General features: G+C 33.3%; 21 protein-coding genes. 8 read left to right on the forward strand and 13 right to left on the reverse strand.

What is annotated here, in order from left to right:
* The first annotated feature begins 2 nt into the window (after window positions 1–2).
* From ccoN to R3L15_RS08110, 7 genes are all read left to right on the forward strand, one after another.
* Window positions 3–2,198, forward strand: coding sequence for a cytochrome-c oxidase, cbb3-type subunit I (gene ccoN, locus R3L15_RS08080; protein WP_338731027.1), 2,196 nt, complete (start codon window positions 3–5; stop codon window positions 2,196–2,198).
* Between the two features lie 3 nt (window positions 2,199–2,201).
* Window positions 2,202–2,378, forward strand: coding sequence for a CcoQ/FixQ family Cbb3-type cytochrome c oxidase assembly chaperone (locus tag R3L15_RS08085; protein ID WP_338731028.1), 177 nt, complete (start codon window positions 2,202–2,204; stop codon window positions 2,376–2,378).
* A 4-nt stretch (window positions 2,379–2,382) separates the two neighbouring features.
* Window positions 2,383–3,345, forward strand: a complete 963-nt coding sequence (locus R3L15_RS08090) for a cbb3-type cytochrome c oxidase N-terminal domain-containing protein (RefSeq protein WP_338731029.1) — start codon at window positions 2,383–2,385, stop codon at window positions 3,343–3,345.
* An 11-nt stretch (window positions 3,346–3,356) separates the two neighbouring features.
* Window positions 3,357–4,787, forward strand: coding sequence for a cytochrome c oxidase accessory protein CcoG (ccoG, locus tag R3L15_RS08095; RefSeq protein ID WP_338731030.1), 1,431 nt, complete (start codon window positions 3,357–3,359; stop codon window positions 4,785–4,787).
* Between the two features lie 12 nt (window positions 4,788–4,799).
* A complete protein-coding gene (locus R3L15_RS08100; RefSeq protein WP_338731031.1) occupies window positions 4,800–5,246 on the forward strand; it encodes a FixH family protein in 447 nt (148 codons plus the stop codon).
* Window positions 5,247–5,248: 2 nt separating this feature from the next.
* Window positions 5,249–5,950 carry a sulfite exporter TauE/SafE family protein gene (locus R3L15_RS08105; protein WP_338731032.1) on the forward strand — a complete coding sequence of 234 codons (702 nt, stop codon included), beginning with the start codon at window positions 5,249–5,251 and terminating at the stop codon, window positions 5,948–5,950.
* A 79-nt stretch (window positions 5,951–6,029) separates the two neighbouring features.
* Window positions 6,030–6,842, forward strand: a complete 813-nt coding sequence (locus R3L15_RS08110; RefSeq protein WP_338731033.1) for a universal stress protein — start codon at window positions 6,030–6,032, stop codon at window positions 6,840–6,842.
* Window positions 6,843–6,851: 9 nt separating this feature from the next.
* Here R3L15_RS08110 and R3L15_RS08115 read toward each other — a convergent pair whose 3' ends face one another.
* The 13 genes from R3L15_RS08115 to hemN all read right to left on the reverse strand — a co-directional run bounded on the left by R3L15_RS08115 (window position 6,852) and on the right by hemN (window position 19,870).
* Window positions 6,852–8,849 carry a TonB-dependent receptor gene (locus R3L15_RS08115; RefSeq protein ID WP_338731034.1) on the reverse strand — a complete coding sequence of 666 codons (1,998 nt, stop codon included), beginning with the start codon at window positions 8,847–8,849 and terminating at the stop codon, window positions 6,852–6,854.
* 65 nt (window positions 8,850–8,914) lie between these two features.
* Window positions 8,915–9,766 (reverse strand): hypothetical protein, encoded by an 852-nt coding sequence (locus tag R3L15_RS08120; RefSeq protein WP_338731035.1) that lies wholly within the window; start codon window positions 9,764–9,766, stop codon window positions 8,915–8,917.
* 146 nt (window positions 9,767–9,912) lie between these two features.
* Window positions 9,913–10,308 (reverse strand): hypothetical protein, encoded by a 396-nt coding sequence (locus tag R3L15_RS08125; RefSeq protein ID WP_338731036.1) that lies wholly within the window; start codon window positions 10,306–10,308, stop codon window positions 9,913–9,915.
* A gap of 73 nt (window positions 10,309–10,381) precedes the next feature.
* On the reverse strand, window positions 10,382–11,164 hold the full coding sequence (locus R3L15_RS08130; protein ID WP_338731037.1) for an ABC transporter permease: 783 nt from the start codon (window positions 11,162–11,164) through the stop codon (window positions 10,382–10,384).
* On the reverse strand, window positions 11,157–11,864 hold the full coding sequence (locus tag R3L15_RS08135; protein WP_338731038.1) for an ABC transporter ATP-binding protein: 708 nt from the start codon (window positions 11,862–11,864) through the stop codon (window positions 11,157–11,159). Before R3L15_RS08135 ends, R3L15_RS08130 begins: the two co-directional genes overlap by 8 nt.
* On the reverse strand, window positions 11,858–13,093 hold the full coding sequence (locus tag R3L15_RS08140; protein ID WP_338731040.1) for a nitrous oxide reductase family maturation protein NosD: 1,236 nt from the start codon (window positions 13,091–13,093) through the stop codon (window positions 11,858–11,860). Before R3L15_RS08140 ends, R3L15_RS08135 begins: the two co-directional genes overlap by 7 nt.
* Before the next feature lie 2 nt (window positions 13,094–13,095).
* Window positions 13,096–13,533 carry a nitrous oxide reductase accessory protein NosL gene (locus R3L15_RS08145; protein WP_338731042.1) on the reverse strand — a complete coding sequence of 146 codons (438 nt, stop codon included), beginning with the start codon at window positions 13,531–13,533 and terminating at the stop codon, window positions 13,096–13,098.
* Between the two features lie 22 nt (window positions 13,534–13,555).
* A complete protein-coding gene (locus R3L15_RS08150) occupies window positions 13,556–14,152 on the reverse strand; it encodes a hypothetical protein (RefSeq protein WP_338731043.1) in 597 nt (198 codons plus the stop codon).
* A 116-nt stretch (window positions 14,153–14,268) separates the two neighbouring features.
* Entirely contained in the window at window positions 14,269–16,242 is a 1,974-nt protein-coding gene (gene nosZ, locus R3L15_RS08155) for a Sec-dependent nitrous-oxide reductase (RefSeq protein WP_338731044.1), read from the reverse strand.
* A gap of 32 nt (window positions 16,243–16,274) precedes the next feature.
* Entirely contained in the window at window positions 16,275–16,853 is a 579-nt protein-coding gene (locus R3L15_RS08160; RefSeq protein ID WP_338731045.1) for a fasciclin domain-containing protein, read from the reverse strand.
* Window positions 16,854–16,868: 15 nt separating this feature from the next.
* Entirely contained in the window at window positions 16,869–17,384 is a 516-nt protein-coding gene (locus tag R3L15_RS08165; protein ID WP_338731046.1) for a cytochrome c, read from the reverse strand.
* A gap of 197 nt (window positions 17,385–17,581) precedes the next feature.
* Window positions 17,582–18,412: a universal stress protein gene (locus R3L15_RS08170; RefSeq protein WP_338731047.1), complete on the reverse strand. Its 831-nt coding sequence runs from the start codon at window positions 18,410–18,412 to the stop codon at window positions 17,582–17,584.
* A 90-nt stretch (window positions 18,413–18,502) separates the two neighbouring features.
* A complete protein-coding gene (gene hemN, locus R3L15_RS08175; RefSeq protein WP_338731049.1) occupies window positions 18,503–19,870 on the reverse strand; it encodes an oxygen-independent coproporphyrinogen III oxidase in 1,368 nt (455 codons plus the stop codon).
* A gap of 135 nt (window positions 19,871–20,005) precedes the next feature.
* Between hemN and R3L15_RS08180 the strand changes: the two genes are divergently transcribed.
* Complete coding sequence (locus R3L15_RS08180) at window positions 20,006–20,629, forward strand: YceI family protein (protein WP_338731050.1); 624 nt, start codon at window positions 20,006–20,008, stop codon at window positions 20,627–20,629.
* Window positions 20,630–20,707: the final 78 nt, after the last annotated feature.

Below are 20,707 nucleotides of genomic sequence, written 5' to 3' on the forward strand. Positions count from 1 at the left end.
TTATGGAAGTACAACAATTTTATTACGACAACAAGATTGTTAAAAAGTTCTTATATGCCACAATTATTTGGGGTGTTGTAGGAATGGCTGTCGGCTTACTCTTAGCCTTTATGTTCTTGTTCCCTAACCTTACCGATGGTATTTCGTGGTTAAGCTTTGGGCGTTTAAGACCCTTACACACAAATGCCGTAATTTTTGCCTTTGTAGGTAATGCTATTTTTGCCGGAGTATATTACTCCTCTCAACGCTTGTTAAAAGCTAGAATGTTTAGCGATGCCTTAAGTAATATTAACTTTTGGGGATGGCAATTAATTATTGTTGGCGCAGCTATTTCGCTACCATTAGGCTTTACTACAAGTAAAGAATATGCCGAACTAGAATGGCCTTTCGATATTGCTATTGCAGTTGTTTGGGTAGCTTTTGGGTGGAACTTAATTGGTACCATTTTAAAACGTCGTCAACGCCATATGTACGTAGCTATTTGGTTTTACTTAGCCACTTTTGTTACCGTTGCGGTACTTCATATTTTTAATAGTTTAGAACTACCTGTAAGCGCTATGAAAAGCTACTCGGTTTATGCCGGAGTACAAGATGCCTTAGTACAATGGTGGTATGGTCATAATGCGGTGGCTTTCTTCTTAACGACACCTTTCTTAGGATTAATGTACTATTTTGTTCCTAAGGCAGCAGATAGACCTATTTATTCTTATAGACTATCCATTGTACATTTTTGGTCGTTAATATTTATTTATATCTGGGCTGGACCTCACCACTTGCTTTATACAGCATTGCCTGAATGGGCGCAAAACTTAGGTGTGGCGTTCTCTGTTATGTTATTAATGCCATCTTGGGGTGGTATGATTAATGGTTTATTAACACTACGTGGAGCTTGGGATAAAGTGCGAACTGATCCAGTTCTTAAATTTATGGTAGTTGCTATTACCGGGTATGGTATGGCTACTTTTGAAGGGCCAATGTTATCTCTTAAAAATGTCAATGCTATTGGTCACTTCACCGATTGGATTATCGCTCACGTTCACGTTGGTGCATTAGCTTGGAACGGTTTCCTTGCATTTGGTATGATATATTGGTTAGTACCAAGATTATTTAAAACAAAATTATTCTCAACCAAACTAGCTAACCTTCACTTTTGGATTGGCACATTGGGTATTATTATGTATGCTCTACCAATGTATGTTGCTGGATTTACACAAGCTAGTATGTGGAAACAATTTAATCCAGATGGAACCTTAGTATATGGAAATTTCTTAGAAACTGTATCTGAAATTATTCCTATGTATTGGATGAGAGCTATTGGAGGTTCACTGTACATTGTTGGTATGTTCATTTTAGCTTACAACATTATTGTTACTATTAGAAAAGGAAGTACTGTAAACGATGAACTTGCCGAAGCTCCTGCATTACAACGTGTGTCTAAAAGACGTATCGCTGGCGAAGGCTTCCACACATGGTTAGAGCGTAAACCAGTACAATTAACCATATTAGCAACTATTACTATTCTTATAGGTGGCGTTATTCAAATTATTCCAACTATTATGGTAAAGTCTAATGTACCAACTATAGCCAGTGTAAAACCATATACCCCACTTGAATTAGAAGGGCGTGATATATACATTCGCGAAGGCTGTGTAAGTTGTCACTCACAAATGGTACGTCCTTTTAGAAGTGAAGTAGAACGCTATGGTGATTACTCTAAAGCTGGAGAATTTGTTTACGATCATCCATTCCTTTGGGGAAGTAAACGTACGGGACCAGACTTACATCGTGTTGGTGGCAAATACTCTGACAATTGGCACCTAAACCACATGTACGATCCACAAAGTACTTCATCTGGTTCTATTATGCCTGCTTACCAATGGTTAGTTCGAAATGAATTAGATAAATCCATGACAGAAGCTAAAATGGAAACCATGGTGAAATTAGGTGTTCCTTATACCGAAGAAGACATTGCTAATGCACAACAAAGCATGTTAGAACAAGGTACCCAAATTGAGAAAAACTTATATGCAGATCCAGATTTTGCCGAAACCTATGAAGCTGATAAAAAAGCCGCTGGCGATGACTTTATTGAAATGCGAAATCGAGAAATCACAGCATTAATAGCTTATTTGCAACGTCTTGGAACAGATATTAAAGTACAAGAATTAGAAGATCAATTAACAACACAAAACCAATAAGTCATGCTCAAATTTGTAAAAAATCATTTAGAGAGTATTACAGGTATAGAAATATATCCTTTAATCTCCTTACTTATATTCTTTCTCTTTTTTGTAGTCCTTTTTTGGTGGGTAGCGACAGCAAAAAAAGATTATATAAATACAGTAAGCAACTTACCATTAGATAATAAAAACGACTAATACTATGAGACAATATTTTCCATCTTGGCTAAGAGTTCCATTGGTGTTTTTTGCCATTGCAGCATTAGCCGAATACGTAATAGATTCTGGCGATAAACCCGCCTTTATAGAACATCCTATGGTAGGTTTATTTTTACTCCTAGTACTACTTATTTTAATTGCTATTGAAGGCATTGTAGGTGCTATGGATAATGTACTTTACCAAAGTTTAGATGACGAAGCTAAAGCAAGGTATGTAGCACAAAAGAACAAAACACCTAGGTTTATTAAATGGATTCAAAACATCTATAAAAAATTATTAGGATCCAAACCTATAGAAAAAGAACACGAAATTATTCTAGACCATAATTACGATGGTATTAAAGAGCTAGATAATTCGCTTCCACCATGGTGGTTGTATAGTTTCTATGCGTCTATAATATTTGCAGCCGTGTATTTATTAAAATACCACGTGTTTAATGGAGATAGCCAATACGACGAATTAGAACAAGAATATGCCGAAGCTAAAATAGCCATTGAAGAATACAAAAAAACAGCTAAAGACCTTGTAGACTTTACCACAGTAGAAGTCCTTACTGATGCCTCCGACCTTAAAGCAGGTGAAGCCATTTTTACCACAAACTGTGTGGCTTGCCATAAAGCAGATGGCGGCGGCGGTATTGGTCCAAACCTAACCGACGAATATTGGATTTTAGGTGGCGGAATAAAAAATGTGTTTAAAACAGTTTCCGAAGGTGGTCGTGACGGTAAAGGTATGATTGCCTGGAAACAGAACTTAAAACCCTCTGAGATTGCACAAGTGGCTAGTTATGTGTTAACATTTCAAGGCACTACACCTGCCGAACCAAAAGAAGCCGAAGGAGATCTTTGGGTGACAGAAAACACTACTACTTCTAAAGAAGCAGCATCTAGCTCTGAAAACGACATAGAAGCTACCGTTGAAACAGACTCAACAACTGCAAATTAGCCTAATTTAAAATGAGCAAACAGACCGAAAATAACGAAAGCTTTAGAGACTCTATTGGAACCATTACCGATGAAGGTAAACGTGCTTGGATATTTCCTAAAAAACCAAGCGGCAAGTATTACGAACGCCGAAAAATAGTAAGTTATTTTTTATTAGCGTTCCTATTTGCAGCACCTTTCATTAAAATTAATGGTAATCAGTTTTTAATGTTTAACGTGCTAGAACGCCGTTTCAATATTTTTGGATTTCCGTTTTGGCCTCAAGATTTTCATCTGTTTGTCATTTCAATGATTATAGGAGTTGTTTTTATTACGTTATTTACTGTTGGTTTTGGTCGTATTTTCTGTGGTTGGATTTGTCCACAAACCATTTTTATGGAAATGGTTTTTAGACGTATAGAATACTGGATAGATGGCGATAGAAACAAACAACGTAAATTAGCACGCCAAAAATGGGATGCCGAAAAAATAAGAAAACGCCTTTTAAAATGGTTTATCTTTTTGGTTATTTCGTTTCTAATTGCTAATATATTTTTAGCCTACTTGATTGGTAGCGATAAATTAATCCAATATATAACCGATGGTCCAGCAAATCATTTAAGTACGCTTTTTCCGTTGCTAATTTTTACAGGTGTTTTCTACTTTATATTTGCTTGGTTTAGAGAACAGGTTTGTATTATCGCATGTCCTTATGGAAGGTTACAAGGGGTGCTTTTAGATAATAAATCGGTCATTGTAGCCTACGATCATAAACGTGGTGAAGGCAAAAATGGACGAAAAAAGTTCCGTAAAAATGAAGACCGCGAAGCACTAGGACACGGCGATTGTATTGATTGCTTACAATGTGTTCATGTATGCCCTACGGGAATAGATATTCGTAATGGTACACAACTAGAATGTGTAAACTGTACAGCCTGTATAGATGAGTGCGACCACATTATGGAAAGCATTAATTTACCAAAAGGATTAATTAGATATGCTAGCGAAAACGAAATAGAAAAGAAAGAAAAATTCAAGCTTACCGCTAGAATGAAAGGTTATATTGCTGTTCTTACTATTTTAATAGGCATATTAACTGGTATGTTATTATTAAGAAATGATGTTGAAGCTAGAGTTTTAAGATTACCTGGACAACTTTACGAACGTAAAGACAACAACATGATAAGCAATGTATTCACCTATAAATTAGTTAATAAAACAACTAAAGAAATAGATAATGTTAGCTTTAAACTTAGAAATTTTGATGGGGAGATTAAACTTGTTTCTACAACAGATGACTTTATAGTACCAGAGCAAGGTATAGCTGAAGGTACCTTATTTATAGAAATAAAGAAAACCGATTTAAAAGGTGATAAAAACAAACTAACTATTGATGTGTATAGCCACGACAAAGTTATTGAAACCACAACCGTTAACTTTTTAGGACCAAGAAGTTACCATTAAAAACAAAATGCTATGAAATTTAATTGGGGAACAGGAATTGTATTGGCTTTTATAGGCTTTATAAGTTTTATCATGTACTTTGTTATAACCATGAGTACAAACGAAAAATACAATCATGATTTAGTAACCGAAGATTATTACAAGCAAGAACTTCAGTTGCAAAATAACATTGATAGCGAACAAAACTCAAAAAAGTTAAAAGAAGATATTACTTGGGAAAAATCTGAAGAAGGAATTACCATAACTTTCCCTAAAGACCTTAATATTTCAAACATAACAGGAAAAGTGTTCCTATATAGACCATCTAACAAACAATTTGACTTCGAAACACCTATTTCTTTGTCAAACCACAATTTGCTCATACCTGACAACCGTTTGTTGGATGGTCGTTGGAACATTATTATAGATTGGCAATATAATAAAATACCTTACCGCTACAAAAAAGAAATTATATACTAAACATGCTTTGGTCTGCATTCATATTAGGTCTATTAGGCAGTTTTCATTGTGTTGGTATGTGCGGACCAATTGCTTTTATGCTTCCTGTAGATAGAAGCAATTCCATAAAAAAAGTTAGTCAAATTACAACTTACCACATAGGAAGGCTTTTGGCTTATAGCACTATTGGTTTATTTTTTGGACTTATTGGCAGAAACCTTTACATTTTTGGATTACAACAACAACTATCCATAATAATAGGTGTTTTAATGATTATTATTGCAGTGCTTCCCTATAAAACTATAAGTAAGTACAACGCTTCAAAACCATTACACAAACTTATAGCTAAAGTAAAGAGTAAACTAGGTATGGCTTTAAAAAGAAAAACGGCCGACACCTTTTTCACTATTGGTTTTCTTAATGGGTTTTTACCTTGTGGCTTAGTTTATATGGCTGTTTTTGGAAGCTTAGTAAGTAGTACGGTTACAGAAGGCGTTTTATATATGACTCTTTTTGGTATGGGCACAATTCCGTTAATGACATCAGCCATATACTTGGGTAAGTTTTTAAACACCAAAATAAAACAACGCATACAAAAGGCCATTCCCGTTTTTGTTGTTATTATAGGAATTCTATTTATTTTAAGAGGCTTAGGGCTTGGCATTCCTTACCTCTCTCCTGCTCCAGCCATTGAAATGGTTTCAGGCAATGTAAATTGCCATTAAAAATTACTCTAATAATCTATCAGAAACAAATTTGTTTCTGGGTTAAAGTAATATCTTTGTTATAATAGGCCATCATAATATGAAACACATTCTACTACTTACCGATTTTTCTAAAAGTGCTACCAATGCCATGGAATATGCCTTGGCTTTTTTTAATACTGAAAAATGCCATTTTCACTTAATGTATGTTCATAAATCTAACAGTTTTACAATGGACGACTTAATGAGTAGCTCTAAAAAAAATGTATACGATGCTATTTTAAAAGATGAAAAACAACAATTAGAAGCTTATAAAACCCAATTACAAAACACTTATAATCAACATCAATTTTCAACAATAATTGATTACGATAATCTGTTAAGCGCTATTAAACAAACAATAGACAGTCAACTTATTGATTTAATTATTGCTGGATACGATGGTGCTACCAGCCTTTTTGAAGTCGTTTTTGGCACTAATACACTTCAAATTATAAGAAACATAGCCTGTCCTACACTTATTATTCCTGAAGATTTTAGCTTTAATGACTTTAAAGATGTTTTATTACCTTTAGACGAACACGATATGCTTGACACCAAAGAGTTTGATAGGCTTTTAAAATTCTTAGATATTAACAAAACGCATTTTCACGTTTTAAGAATGGAACAAGATAACCATTTAATAGAAACCGATAAGCAGCAATTAAACACCAAGGTGAAATCGTACGATTATCACTCCATTAAAAATGTGGCCCTTGCAGATGCCGTTTCAACCTACCAACAGCTAAAAAAAATAGATATTATTGGGCTTATTGTTGAAAAGGAAAGTTTTTTAAAGCGTTTAATAGCCGAGTCTTCAACAACAAAAATCAGTAAGAGCTTGAGTTTACCCTTACTGATTGTTCATCATTAAACACACTATTTAAAATATAGCATACGACGCATTTACGTAAAAATTACGTCCTTGTCTTGGTATATTATTCCAATCGGCGTAGGTTGAATATTGAGCATCTAAAATATTCTCTACCCCATATTTAAATACCATTTTGCTACTTTTAAAATTGATAACATGTCCTAAATTTAAGTTTATCACACCATAAGCAGGCGTTTCATCTTCACCATAAAAACTACTAAATCTACTTTGGTTACCATTACCTTCTAATTGTAAACTCGCATTAAATGTTGCCGTAGAATAAGCCACCTCAGCTAAGTATGACAATGGTTTTATTAGTGGCAACGATTCGCCATTACTACCTTGACCGTAGTTATAACCTAATGAAGCATTAAGCGACAGTTTTTTTGATACACTATATGATGTATTCAAATAAACATCAAAAATAGACGCATGATTTAAACCTGTATATGTTTTTACTCCAGAAGCACCAATAGTCATAGCACTTAAAGTTGGATCTATTTCACCAACTATATAATCTAGAATATAAAAATAGGAGCTTTCTAACCCTATTTTAAAACTCTTTAGGTTGTAATTTGCCTTTATATTAGTTTGAATAGATTTTTCATTGCTTAAATAGGGATTTCCTATGTAATCAAAATTGTCAAAACTGTTGAATAAGAAAAAACCATAACCTTCGCTAACCGACGGAGCCCGTTCGCCATATCCTAATCCAAAAGCAACATCAAATGTTGATTTTTTTAATTGATAATCGGCAGCTATAGTTTTTAAAAATCTATGTTTTGAATCGCTTAATGTTGGGTAAAAAATTTGTAAACTTTCCAAACCAGCCTTTTCACCAATAGAATTGTTATGCACACCAAATCGTACCGAAGCCGACACCTTTGATGCTTTATTTAAGACATAAGTATCTTTAGCATACACTCCAGAATACCATGTTCTAATATCTGGCCAAGTGTACATAAACATAAGTGGTTGATTGGAATCGTTAGGATACATGGTCATTTCAGCTAGAGAACGATTGTAAAAGCCATTTACATTGAAAAGTAAATTATGTTTATGCTCGCTAATTTTCACTTTACTATAAAACCCGTACGTATCGCTCCATCCTGGCATATCCATACGAATAGGCACGTCTGGACGTTGCGAATCGTCCATGATATGCGTAATGGTATTGAAATACAACTTGGTTTCCCATGAGTTAATAAATGTAGAATCGTTTTTAAAAGTGTGTGTTAGCGATGTTATTAAAGCCTCTGCTAACGATACATCCATAGGTAAAGCTGGATAACCAACATCTGTTGCTTTATCATAAATAATATTTGCATCTAATTGATGGTTTTCTGTTAGCTTATAACCACTTTGCAACGAAACATTATATTTTTGAAATTGTGAGTATAATACTTCTTGATTGTTGCCTGCATCATAATTATCAGATTTTCTAAAAATACCATCGGCATTTATATAAAACTTGTTTCCAGAATATTCCAAATCTAAACCTGCTGTTTTATAATTACCATTGGTTTCGTAACCTAAATCTACACTTGATTTTAATCCAAAATCATAATATTTAGATTCCGGTAATTGTAAGTCGATAGATCCACCTACACAATGGCCATTTTCGGTACCTTCCTGCCCTGAAGCAATAGTAACTTTTTTTAAATTTGACACATCAACATAGGATGTAATTGGGTCCATTTTATCGGTACATGCACCAAATATTTGCATGCCATCTATAGTAACATTTAAGCGCTCGCTAGTCATGTTACTTAATGTAGGTTCCCAAGCATAATTTCCACGCTTAATCATAGTAATATGATTAGATTTTTCTAAATAATCGTCTACACTTGATAAGGTTTTTTCTTGGCGGTAATTACTTAGTTTTCGTTGCGATATTACAATAACCTCATCTAATTTTGTGGTGTCCTTTTCCATAGAAGATGCTATTTCCTGTCCTAAAGAAACTGTACTGTATATTAGTCCTAGTAGTGTTATGAGTTTTTTCATGATTATTATATTTTATGAGATGTCATAGTTGGTGATATATCTATGACATCTCATGTTTTAAAAAATTAAAACTCTAATTCTAGATATAGGCTACTTTGCTCGTTAGTTTCTGTTACGTCTTCACCTTTTAAAACATCATCATTATCATTAATAAGCTTTAAGTTTAACACCCAATATCCTGTCATGGTTAGCGATAAATTAGCGTGATACATATTATCGGTTTGATTAAATGTTAAATTGGTATTGTTTGGTGAGCTATGGTTTCCCATACCTGGCATACGTGGATCTAGAGTTAATAGGTAGTTTTCAACAACTGGAAAAGACATCATTGTTTCCATTTTATAAACCCCCACAACTAAGTCGTTATTTCCAATTATGGGGTTTTTAGGCTCAATCATGGCAACGATATAACGATTGTCGTCATTCCCCATAAAACTGGCTACATTTTGATCGTCATTTTGCATTACCGTAATGGTTTCAGAAATCATATAATCCACATCATCAATAGTATAATTTAATGTTAAAGACCATCCTGAACCATCGGCATTAGTCATTTGATAAATAATAGTTCCTTCATAAATTGTATTTTTTCCGCTAACTTTAACTGGGTTTGTATTTGGGCATGAATGCTGCATTGTTGGCATTTGCATTATAGGCATCCAAGAAATTGTAGCATTTTCAATATAGCTATTGGTTGTTTTATCTTTTATTCGAACACTAACCTCGTTGTATCCTGTATAGAAAAGTCCTGATTTGTTATACAATTCGATTGTATGCGTGTCGTTTTCTAATTCTTGAATTAAGTTTAAACCTTGTGTTTCGTTAATTGATGGTGTAAATTCATCGTTGTCATCTGTAGAGCAAGCTACGTTGAACAATGCCAAAAAAAGAATTGGCAGTATATATTTAAATTTCATTTTAATTTGTTTTATAGGCATACCTATAGCGTGTTGCTGTATACAAGCAACATCTATTTAGTATTATTTTTGTAATATTTATATATAATTATCCTCATCCAACTCATTAGAATAAGTTAGAAGGAAAGCTATTTTTAAAGAAATAATTATATAATATTTGGTGGTGGTGTATCTACTAAAAGTAGTGTTTCGTGAGGAATTGGCATATTATAAAACGCTTCGTTTTTACTTGTAAAAACCGAAATAAATTGTGGCGTAACGGAATTTACACTTGACACAAAAAATACATCTAAAACAAGGCGTTTACTTTCTTGAACTGGAGCTTTATTATCTGTTCCTGTTTCGTTTTTTGCTAATTGCTTTTTTAAATGGCATTTCCCATTACACCCTTGTTGATTGTCTTTTTGAATACACAAAGTTTTGGCTATAAACTCTTGATTAGCTAAAAAGTCGCCCACAATAACCAACGTGTTAATATTATGCGCTAGTAGAATAACTACAAGTACATGCGCTGTAATATTATGGGTAAAACTTTTAATCATGTTGCAAATTTAAGTATTGCCTTCTTATTTTTATGTGATAATAGTTACTTAATTAAAAAATCGTTCTTTAGCATTAAAAATCTTTTTTTCTAGATTTAAACATTATTCGCATTACAGGGAGAATGACCCAAATAATAAGCATAATAAACGATACTATTAACCCAAAACTGGTTCCGAAAAATTGTTTAAATATGGCTCCTGTGTAACCTAATAACGCTGAAATATCTAATTTTAATAAAATTAAAGTTCTTGATAAATCTATAGGATTTAACATAGTGCCAACAAGCGAGAGTTTATCTAAAGGGTAATCCTCGAAAAAGATTAAACTCATAAGAAATACCCCATCGTAAATAATCGCTAAAAGTAACCATAGTAAAATAGCATAGCCAAATCCTTTTATTTTATTGTCGTTGGATAATGCTATGTTAAATGCTAAAGCAGTAAAAATAAAGGTTAAAAAGGTACCTGTTATAAGTAATAATGAAAAGTCCCAGATAGCATTACTTTTAAATAAACCATAAAAAACAAACGGAATTCCTAACCCTAAAATCAAGCTCATGGATAGCGACATTGCCACACCTAAATATTGTCCTAAAAAAATGGAGGATCGTTTTAAGGGTTGTGCCAAAAGTAACTCTGTAAACTCTTTGGAATTGTAATAATACATAACGCCAAAAATGGTTCCTATGAGTGGTACTAAAACAATAATAACATTCATGAGCGTAATGACTGCTTTGGATAAATCGTTGTTTAAAAACAGTAACACAATGCCTAATAACAAATAAAATGCAAAGTACACATAACTCCAACGGCTACGTATTAAATCGAAAAAACTATATTTTAATATTTTAAGCATGATTTTCTGATAAAATAGACGCAATAGCGTGTTCAAAATCTTGCTGATTGGTCTTGTTTTTTAATTCGGTTATGGTTCCTTTAAAATAAATTTTGCCTTCCAGAAGAAAGACAATTTCATCTGAAATTTCTTCAACAAAGCTCATAATATGCGAGGTTATTAAAATAGTTTTTCCTTTGGCTTTTTCTTCTTGAATAAGATTTTTTAATCGTATTAAGGAAATAGGATCTAGCCCTGTTGTTGGTTCGTCTAAAATAATTAGCGGGCTATCAAACATAAAGGTTAGAACAATGTTTACTTTTTGTTTTGTTCCGCCAGAAAGGTTGCCTAGTTTTTTATCTAAAAAAGGGGTTAGTTTAAATAATTCTATTAAACGCTCATCTTCGTTAGTGTTTTTTCGCAAATCCTTAATCATTCTAATAAGCTCTTTTACTTTTAGGTTACTAGGAAAATTGGCTATTTGCGGCAAGTAATCTATATAATGCCTGTAACTTGAGTTTTTCTTGATGTTTTCTCCTTGTACTTTAATAGTTCCTTTATTGGGAATTACCATACCAAGAATAGACTTGATTAATGTTGTTTTTCCAGAACCATTAGGGCCTAAAACTGCTATTATACCACCGTTTTTAATACTTAAATCAACGCCTTTTAATACTTGGTTTTTTCCAAATTTTTTATGTAGGTTTTCAATGCTTACCATGTTATGCGTTTTGTTTGTGGATTATTATCTAATAAATTATCTGGCGTAAAAACGGGTGACACTTTTTCTGAAAAATCGATAATATCTATAAACATACTTCGTAATAATATTATGGTTTCAGGTGTACGATTTACAATGTAAGAATAGAGTTTAACAGGTCTATAAGGTATATCGCCAATACCGTCTTTATTTAAATCGTAGCCGGTGTAATTACTCCAATAGTTCTTATCAAAAACATTGTCGTTTACTTTGCTGTTATAAGCTATATCAAACGAATTATATAAAAAATTATTCTCAGTAAACGTATTAGTATAACATGCTCCTCGTACTTTAATTGCCCAACCATTTTTTATAAAATCGTTGTGTTTATATACTATTCTGTTCGAGCCTTCTATATTAATGCCTATGGTATTCTCTTGAAAAGTATTTCCTATAATTTCTGAATCGTTTATCTCTTTAAGTAACATACCATAAGAAGCTGTTCCCCAATTTTCTTTAAAGGTATTGTTAAACATTTTTATATGCTTGGAAAACATAACAGCAACACCTGCGCCATTATTCTCGAAGGTATTATCTTGATAAGTATCGGTATTGGAAAACATAAAATGCAATCCATACCTTACATTATTAGCACTTACATTATTCTTAATTAAACAATTATCTGAAAACTCTAAATAAATGCCATCTCGCACTCGTTCTACATAATTATGCTCTATTTCAATATGATTACTGTACCATAATTGAATACCATTTCCAGAATTGTACTCTTCTACGGCATTTCCTATTATTTTGTTATGATATATCTTACCGTAATTAGATTTTTCTAGATAGATACCGAAGAATAATTTTTCTAAAACCAGATTTTGTATTACAAAATGCTTGCTATTTTTAACCCTTAAAGCGGCGTAATCTTCTGTATAACTCGTGCCTACATTTATAATAAATAATCCATCTACTGTAACAGAGTCGGAAGCAACTGTTATGATCTCTCCTTTAAATTCACCATCTATAACAGGGTAGTTTTTCCCTTTAATGATTAATGGTTTATCGACTATAATATTATGCTCTTTATAAGTACCTGGTTTTACGGTTATAGTATCAAAACGCTGTGCTTTATTAATAGCCTCTTTTAACGTAGATATAGTACACGTACTACACACCTCTATATGTTGAGCATGAGTTGTCATAGCTAAAAAAATAGCACATATAATAACGCCCCATTTTTTCATAACTATTTATTATTTAAATACTCTTGTAAGCTTGACCAATTATACAGTGTACCACCTTTGTTGGATTGAACAGACTCTGCCTCTGCTTTTGTTTTAAAAGCTGACAGGTAAGCTCCCATAGGACTAGGAATGTTTTCGCTAATTAAAAAAGTGGCTTGTGTGGCATCAATTAAAGCTTCTGGCTCTAAATAATTATTTGATAAGTATAGAGCTATCTCATTGGTATCAAATTCTTCCATAAAATTAACCATACACTCTGTTGCATCAAATTTATAGACCTTTCCCTTTTGAGTAACAATCTCGGCTGCGTGGACTTTATCAACAATAGTCATTTTACAAAAATGGCAACCATCTTCACCGTAATTTATAGGTTTAGGGGCTACATTGCATGCAAATAACAACAACAATATATATATTGAAAAATATTTTAGTGGTTTCATGTTTAGTGTTTTTATGTTCTCTTTATTGCTCTGTTGTTTTACTATTCTTCCTTCCTACAAGATAAGCAATTAATGATGTAGCAATACCTAAGCCTAAAAATAAGGCACCTAATCGTGGGTAAGAATGGGCTCTAAAGTTTAAAATATTCTTGCTACCAAATAAAGGTGGTTGAAATCCCATTTGTGTTCCATCTGGATTAGTAAATTTCATAATAGCTTTAGGGTCTAGATTATGCCCGTAGTCATGCTCCCAAAGGTAAAAATCATATAACCCGGCACCACTTAATACAACCATTAATATAAACCAATACAAGAACCATTTGTAATTTCCTTTAAAAGCTATAATAAGTCCTATTAAAGATGTAATTAAAATACCAGCGGGGAAAATTTTAAATTCAGGTATAGCCTCTGGAATATATTTCATACCCACATAATGATTCATTAAATTAATGTTTTTAATGTCATGTGGATTAGCATCTGCAAAGTCATTAATGTGAATATACATTCCTAATGGTGTAGGGTATTGTGGTGCTTCTAATGTAATTTTCCACAAGGGAAATAAAAACAGTCCTAACGGTAAAATAACCGCTATAAGCATTATAATATTCGACTTCTTCATGAATGTTGTGGTTTGGTGTTTCTTTAGTGTTTTTTAAAAGAAAGGCGAGAGCGAAAAGACAACTCTCGCCTTAAATAGGAAAATAAACACTAAAACAAAATTCTCCTAAAAGCTTCTTATTCTATATCTTCTCCCATAGACCATTTTATAGGTGTATCAGCTCCTTTTGGAGACACACGAATATATCCTTGCATTTCTTGATGTAAAGCTGAACAGAAATCGGTGCAATAAAAAGGCCACACCCCTACTTTTGTGGGCTCCCAAACAGATGTTTTTGTTTGTCCAGGCATAATTAATAACTCTGACGTATTTTGTCCTAGCACAGCAAAGCCATGAGGTACATCAAAATCTTGTTCTAAATTAGTTACATGAAAGAATACCTTATCACCTACTTTTATACCTTCTATGTTATCTGGTGAGAAGTGACTTCTTATAGTGGTCATATAAATATGAACTTCATTTCCATCTCTTACTACTTTTGTATCTGCATCCGATTTAGCAGCATAAGGGTGATTATTTTCTTCTAAATTATAGATTTTTTTAGAACGTTCTTTTATTATGTCTGCACGCATTGCTGCAGCATAATGAGGCTCTCCATGTGTTGGAAAATCTAAGAGTAATTCCATTTTATCTCCAGAAATATCATACAATTGTGCAGAGTGCTCCATTTCTGGTCCTGTTGGTAAATATCTATCTTTTGTAATTTTATTCATTGCAAACATGTACTTACCTTGTGGTTTTCTAGAGTTTCCTCCTGGAATGGTTAAATGCCCAACAGAGTAATAGGTTGGTTTTCTATCGATGACTTCCCAAGTTCCTACTTTCCATTTTACAACTTCTGATGAGATAAAGAAGGTTGTATAAGCATTTCCTTGATCATCAAATTCGGTATGCAAAGGGCCTAACCCTGGTTGTTCAACAGTACCTGCTAACACATCTTCAAAATTTAAAATTGGAATACCATAAGCCTCTCCATCAAACTTTTCATTTTCAATGGCATCAAGCATTTTTGTAAATGAGTGTACGGTTAAATTCGCAGATAATTTACCATTACCTACAATGTACTCTCCTGTTGGGTCTACATCACAACCATGAGGCGATTTTGGTGTTGGTAAAAAGAATACGGCTCCAGGAACATCGGTAGGGTTAACTACACGCACTTCTTTTTTTATAGTTGAAGTTGCTGTATGTGTATGCTCATCATAAACATTATGGGCATATTCGGCTGGCATCATTGTACCGCCACCGTTGTTTACGTATTCTTCAATTTTTTTCCAATTTACTGCCGCAATAAAATCTTTATCGTTTTGAGATGCATTAACTTCTAATAAAGTACTAGCTTCTTCGGTATTATACGTCGTAAAAAAGAACCAACCGTGAGATTTACCACGTCCAGGGTGCGATAAATCGTAGTTAAAACCAGGCATTAACACTTGAAATTTTATATCCATATCGCCTGTTTCTGGTGCTACACTAATAAATGATAAGGCGCCCTGAAAATTACCTTTGTAATCTTTTATTGGCATATCGCGTTGTGGAATAGGTACTGAAAAACGTGTTCCTGCTACTACATATTCTGTATTTTCTGTTACAAATGAAGAACTATGATTTCCCGCACTATTAGGTACTTCTATAATCTCTGTTGTTTCAAACGATTGTAAATCTATCTTTGCAATTCTTGGCGTATTATTCTCATTTATAAAAATAAAACGGCCATCAATTTCTCCATTAGTTTGAGAAATATCTGGATGGTGAGAATCTCCCCAAGGCACAAAGCCATGAGAGGTGTTTAACATAGGTTTTGTCTCTTCTGAATATCCATATCCAGAAGTAGGAAATTGTGAAAACACAGGTATTTCCTTAAACATTCTTCCTGATGGTAGTCCGTAAACTGTTAAGTTCCCGCTATATCCACCTGAAATAAAGGCATAAAATTCGTCGTGTTCACCAGGAGACACATATACTTTTTCGGCTATATTGCTTGCCAAAGCACCTGATTTACTATTTGATTGTTTCGTGCTGTTGTTGCAACTAGTAAGAACCAAAAGTCCCGTTACAAATGCAGCCACTGGTTTTAAAATATTCTTCATAGTGTTCATTATTAATTGAGTTAGTGATTTATTTATTCTTTAGATGGCGGTAATAACACCTTATCGATTACGTGTACAATACCATTTCCAGCTGGTACGCTAGCTATTATTTTTGCTCCACCAATAATGGGCTCACCATTCTCTACTGTTACTGGAACATAACCGTTATTAGCTTGCCCCAACTTTTTGAATTTGGTTAAAAAGTCTTTAGAGTAGTTGCCTGGTGTAACATGGTATTTTAAAATGTTTGCTAAATCTGCTTTATTTTCTGGCTTTAATAAATTATCGACAGTACCTTCTGGCAAAGCAGCAAAAGCCTCATCTGTAGGAGCAAAAACAGTTAGTGGTCCTACATTTACTAATGCGTTTTCCACTTGAGCAGCTTGTACGGCTGCAACTAACGTTTTATGGTCTGATGACTCTATAGCTATTTGAAGACAATTAGGTTTTGAGGCATCGTCTTTTATAAAAGCTTGCCCTGTTCTTTCTGAAGACTCATCGGGCTGTTCTGTATTACTTTCTGGCTTGGCTGTTTGTTGACTTTCATTTTTACAGGCAAACAGAGTTCCCATAAAAATAACAACCAAGCAAAATTGTTTAAATAACTTCATAAAATTAATTTTTAATTATTTCAACGTTCTAAAGTATTCTAGTACCGCTCTTGCCTCCTCTTCGCTAAGGTTTTGGTTTGCCATTGGCGAACCATTAAACTCTACTAATAAATCTTTTGCTAAAGGATCTTTTTTTACCATTTCCTCTGGGTTTAAAATCATATTCATAACCCATTCTGGACTTCTTCGTTCTAAAATCCCTGTTGGTGCTGGACCTATAAACTTTTTATCTGCTCTGTGGCAAGCTGTACACATTTTTTTGTAGACTTCCTGCCCATGGGTTGCCATAGACTGATCTATATCTGCAGGTAAATTAATTGAAGTAATAGGACCTACGCCTTTATTATCTAAATCTACTCGTTTAGATGCTGGTAATGGTTTCTCAGCATTGTCCTTTTTTGTAGTTACCTGTTCTGTGTCGGTACTTTTCTTTTGATAAGAGAATGTTTCTTTTTTCTTTTCTTCTTTGCCACCACACCCCATTATTAGGACGGCAAATAAAATTGCGATAATTGATGTTTTAGTTTTCATATATAAATTAATTATTAACTACTCAAAAGTACTTGTTGCATAGAAGATAAAATATGATTTTTATCATAAAAAAGGACTTTTTTATCCTATTTAAAGATAAATAAACACAAAGAAGCATAACCAACTAAATAACAATTAGTTAAAAAAAAGCCTAAAGAGAAATCTTTAGGCTTAAAACACAAATTATGGTTATTATTTTAGATTTTAAATGTCATTACTGGTAATATGGAATGGTTAGCAATATCTTCAGATATACTGCCTTCAAAAAAGTGTGCAATACCAGTTCTACCATGTGTTGCTACAGCAACTAAATCGGCTTTTATACTATTTGCATGATTTAAAACACCTGCCTCGACTGTATAGTCAGACACAAAACTAGTATCTTCCATTCCATCTGTATTTCCATTGGCCTCAGCTAAGAAGTTAGATACTTTCTGGCGCATTTCGGTTGAATTTAAAAAGCTCCCTGGCGTATTTACATACACTAAATGTACCTTAGCTCCCATGCCTTCTAATTTACTTGACGCTTTTTTGTATATATCGATAGATTCTTCTGAAAAATCGGTTGCAAATAACACATTTTTAAAAGCTGTTGATTCTAGTTTGTTTTTTAACACTAGTACAGGAGTTTCTGAGTGTCTTACAACTTTCTCTGTATTTGAGCCAATAAATATTTCGGCCAAACCACTTGTACCTTGAGATCCCATAACAATTAAATCGGCATCGTGTTCTTGGGCTACATCATTAACCTCGCTAAACACTTTAAAGTGTTTAACTATAGGAGTTACATTAACGTCTTGTAAATAATCACGCTCTAAAAACTCTTCAAATCGTTTTTCTGCTAGTTTAAGATAAAAAACAGCTTCTTCACTTTGTGCTGCACTTCCTTTTGTTAAAACGGCTTCCGATAGTTCTAGCATATGTAAAGCTAATACTTCACCATCGTTTTGTTTGGCCATTACAGCAGCTGCTTCTAAGGCGTATTCTGAATATTTAGAGAAATCTATAGGAACAATAATTTTTTTCATTTTTTTTGATTTTAGTATTTTTTAGTATTGTTTTTTGTAGGGCTTAAATTACGATTTTTTGCATTACCCAACAAAGAAGGTTTTAGTTTATTAAATTGTCATAGAAAACAACGGCTTATCAGGTTGCCTTCGTTGTAACAAAACATCAAAAGCCATAGAAATATTACGCACAAAAGGTTGGCCTTTTTTAGTGACTTTTAGACTTTCTGATTCTATAATTAACAAGCCATCTTTTACCATCTCTTCTAATTTAACTAAAGTATCATTTAAAGCTTCAAATTTTAAGTTTTCAGATTTCCAAGATGTTTTATTATGGCACATTAAGTTTAAAATGTGTTGTCTTATTACTAAATCTTCATGGTTTAAAATATGCCCCTTAAAAACGGGGATAATATGTTCTTCTATTAAATGATAATATTCTTCTAAACCTTTTACATTTTGGGCGAAACCATACCAACTATCACTTATAGATGATACACCTAAGCCTATCATCATTTGCGTTTTTGATGCGGTATACCCCATAAAATTTCGGTGTAAACTTTCGTTTGCCATAGCTTCGTATAGCGAATCGGTTGGCAAGGCAAAATGGTCCATTCCTATTTCGGTATATCCTGCTTCAGTTAGTAGCGTTTTGCCTATATCGTATTGCAGTCGCTTTTGTTCTGGTATTGGCAAATCTTGCTCGTTAAAACCACGTTGTCCATTACCTTTTATCCAAGGTGTATGCGCATAACTGTAAAAGGCAATGCGATCTGGCATTAATTGCTTTGTCTTTGCAATAGTTTCTTTAATATGATCCACCGTTTGAAACGGTAAGCCAAAAATAATATCGTGCCCAACACTTGTATAGCCTATTTCTCTAGCTGTTTCTGTAACATATTTCACATGCTCGAAAGGTTGAATTCTATGAATAGCTTTCTGCACCTTTTCGTTATAATCTTGCACACCAAAACTTACGCGTCTAAACCCCAAATCGAAAAGTGTTTGAAGGTGTTCTCTTGTGGTATTATTTGGGTGACCTTCAAAGCTAAACTCGTAATTACTGGCTAATTCGGCTCTATTAACAAGGCCTTTTATTAATCGTTTTAAATTTTCTGATGAGAAGAATGTAGGTGTTCCGCCACCTAAATGGAGTTCTTTAATTTTTGGTTTAGCATCAAATAAATCGCAATATAGTTGCCATTCTTTTAAAAGTGCTGTTATGTATGGAGATTCTACTTCGTGACGTTTCGTAATACGCTTATTACAACCACAAAATGTGCATAAACTTTCGCAAAATGGTAAATGAATGTAAATGCTTATACCTTCTTTAGCATTACTTTCAATAAAAGACTGTTTTAAAGATGCTTTCCAAGCTTTTAACGAAAAGGTGTCCATATTCCAAAAGGGAACTGTTGGGTAACTTGTATACCTTGGACCAGGAACGTTATATTTCCTTATTAATTCTTGTTGACTCATACCTAATAATTTATAATCAAAATTAGCGGTACTGTTAGCTTCAAACTATGATATTTGTCATATAAACCTTGATTATAATTTTATTATCTATATGATAATCCTTAATTTTAAATAAAACTTTATAATTTATAAAAAATGAAAAAAATAAGTTACTTATTAGTAGTACTTACATTAAGTTTACTGTCGTGTAAAGGCGATAAAAAAGAAGCAAAAGCAGAAGAAACAACTGAAGTTGTTAGTACTGAAAAGTTTGTAGTAAAACCAGAAGCGACTTCGGTAAAATGGACGGCTTATAAAACAACAAAAAAAACACCGGTTGGAGGCGAATTTACCGTTTTAAAATTTGACGAAAAATCGGGTAGTTCTCCAGAAGAAGCCTTAAACAATTTAACGTTTTCTATTCCTGTAAGTAGTTTATTTACAAATGATGATGTACGTGATGGCAAGTTAAAGGAATCGTTTTTTGGTGCCATGTTAGACACCGAACTTATAAGCGGTACTATTACATCTAGTAATGGTAGTTATGCTGCCTCTATTACCATGAATGGGGTTACAGAAAATCTTCCTTTAGATATTAGTATTACAGATGAAAGACGTGTTACACTTACAGGAACTATGGATTTAAAAACTTGGAATGCTCTTGATGCTTTGGAAAGTTTAAACAAAGTTTGTTTTGATTTACATAAAGGACCAGACGGTGTAAGTAAAACTTGGGAAGATGTTGCTATTGAGGTAAGTACTTACCTAAGAAAAAACTAAAAACACTATACACTTTATTATTTATATTATAATTTATAAAAAAAGCTGCTTCTTATTATGTAAGCAGCTTTTTTTATA

Origin of the sequence: Mangrovimonas cancribranchiae (genome assembly GCF_037126245.1) — a bacterium.
Lineage (GTDB): Bacteria > Bacteroidota > Bacteroidia > Flavobacteriales > Flavobacteriaceae > Mangrovimonas > Mangrovimonas cancribranchiae.

Coding starts and splice junctions, on each gene's coding strand:
- R3L15_RS08150 (WP_338731043.1), bottom strand. CDS start 14,152: ATGAAGAAGTCGAATATTATAATGCTTATAGCGGTTATTTTACCGTTA.
- R3L15_RS08105 (WP_338731032.1), top strand. CDS start 5,249: ATGCTTTGGTCTGCATTCATATTAGGTCTATTAGGCAGTTTTCATTGT.
- R3L15_RS08180 (WP_338731050.1), top strand. CDS start 20,006: ATGAAAAAAATAAGTTACTTATTAGTAGTACTTACATTAAGTTTACTG.
- R3L15_RS08100 (WP_338731031.1), top strand. CDS start 4,800: ATGAAATTTAATTGGGGAACAGGAATTGTATTGGCTTTTATAGGCTTT.
- R3L15_RS08135 (WP_338731038.1), bottom strand. CDS start 11,864: ATGGTAAGCATTGAAAACCTACATAAAAAATTTGGAAAAAACCAAGTA.
- ccoG (WP_338731030.1), top strand. CDS start 3,357: ATGAGCAAACAGACCGAAAATAACGAAAGCTTTAGAGACTCTATTGGA.
- R3L15_RS08120 (WP_338731035.1), bottom strand. CDS start 9,766: ATGAAATTTAAATATATACTGCCAATTCTTTTTTTGGCATTGTTCAAC.
- R3L15_RS08115 (WP_338731034.1), bottom strand. CDS start 8,849: ATGAAAAAACTCATAACACTACTAGGACTAATATACAGTACAGTTTCT.
- R3L15_RS08170 (WP_338731047.1), bottom strand. CDS start 18,412: ATGAAAAAAATTATTGTTCCTATAGATTTCTCTAAATATTCAGAATAC.
- R3L15_RS08145 (WP_338731042.1), bottom strand. CDS start 13,533: ATGAAACCACTAAAATATTTTTCAATATATATATTGTTGTTGTTATTT.
- nosZ (WP_338731044.1), bottom strand. CDS start 16,242: ATGAAGAATATTTTAAAACCAGTGGCTGCATTTGTAACGGGACTTTTG.
- R3L15_RS08125 (WP_338731036.1), bottom strand. CDS start 10,308: ATGATTAAAAGTTTTACCCATAATATTACAGCGCATGTACTTGTAGTT.
- R3L15_RS08140 (WP_338731040.1), bottom strand. CDS start 13,093: ATGAAAAAATGGGGCGTTATTATATGTGCTATTTTTTTAGCTATGACA.
- R3L15_RS08165 (WP_338731046.1), bottom strand. CDS start 17,384: ATGAAAACTAAAACATCAATTATCGCAATTTTATTTGCCGTCCTAATA.
- ccoN (WP_338731027.1), top strand. CDS start 3: ATGGAAGTACAACAATTTTATTACGACAACAAGATTGTTAAAAAGTTC.
- R3L15_RS08130 (WP_338731037.1), bottom strand. CDS start 11,164: ATGCTTAAAATATTAAAATATAGTTTTTTCGATTTAATACGTAGCCGT.
- R3L15_RS08085 (WP_338731028.1), top strand. CDS start 2,202: ATGCTCAAATTTGTAAAAAATCATTTAGAGAGTATTACAGGTATAGAA.
- R3L15_RS08110 (WP_338731033.1), top strand. CDS start 6,030: ATGAAACACATTCTACTACTTACCGATTTTTCTAAAAGTGCTACCAAT.
- R3L15_RS08090 (WP_338731029.1), top strand. CDS start 2,383: ATGAGACAATATTTTCCATCTTGGCTAAGAGTTCCATTGGTGTTTTTT.
- hemN (WP_338731049.1), bottom strand. CDS start 19,870: ATGAGTCAACAAGAATTAATAAGGAAATATAACGTTCCTGGTCCAAGG.
- R3L15_RS08160 (WP_338731045.1), bottom strand. CDS start 16,853: ATGAAGTTATTTAAACAATTTTGCTTGGTTGTTATTTTTATGGGAACT.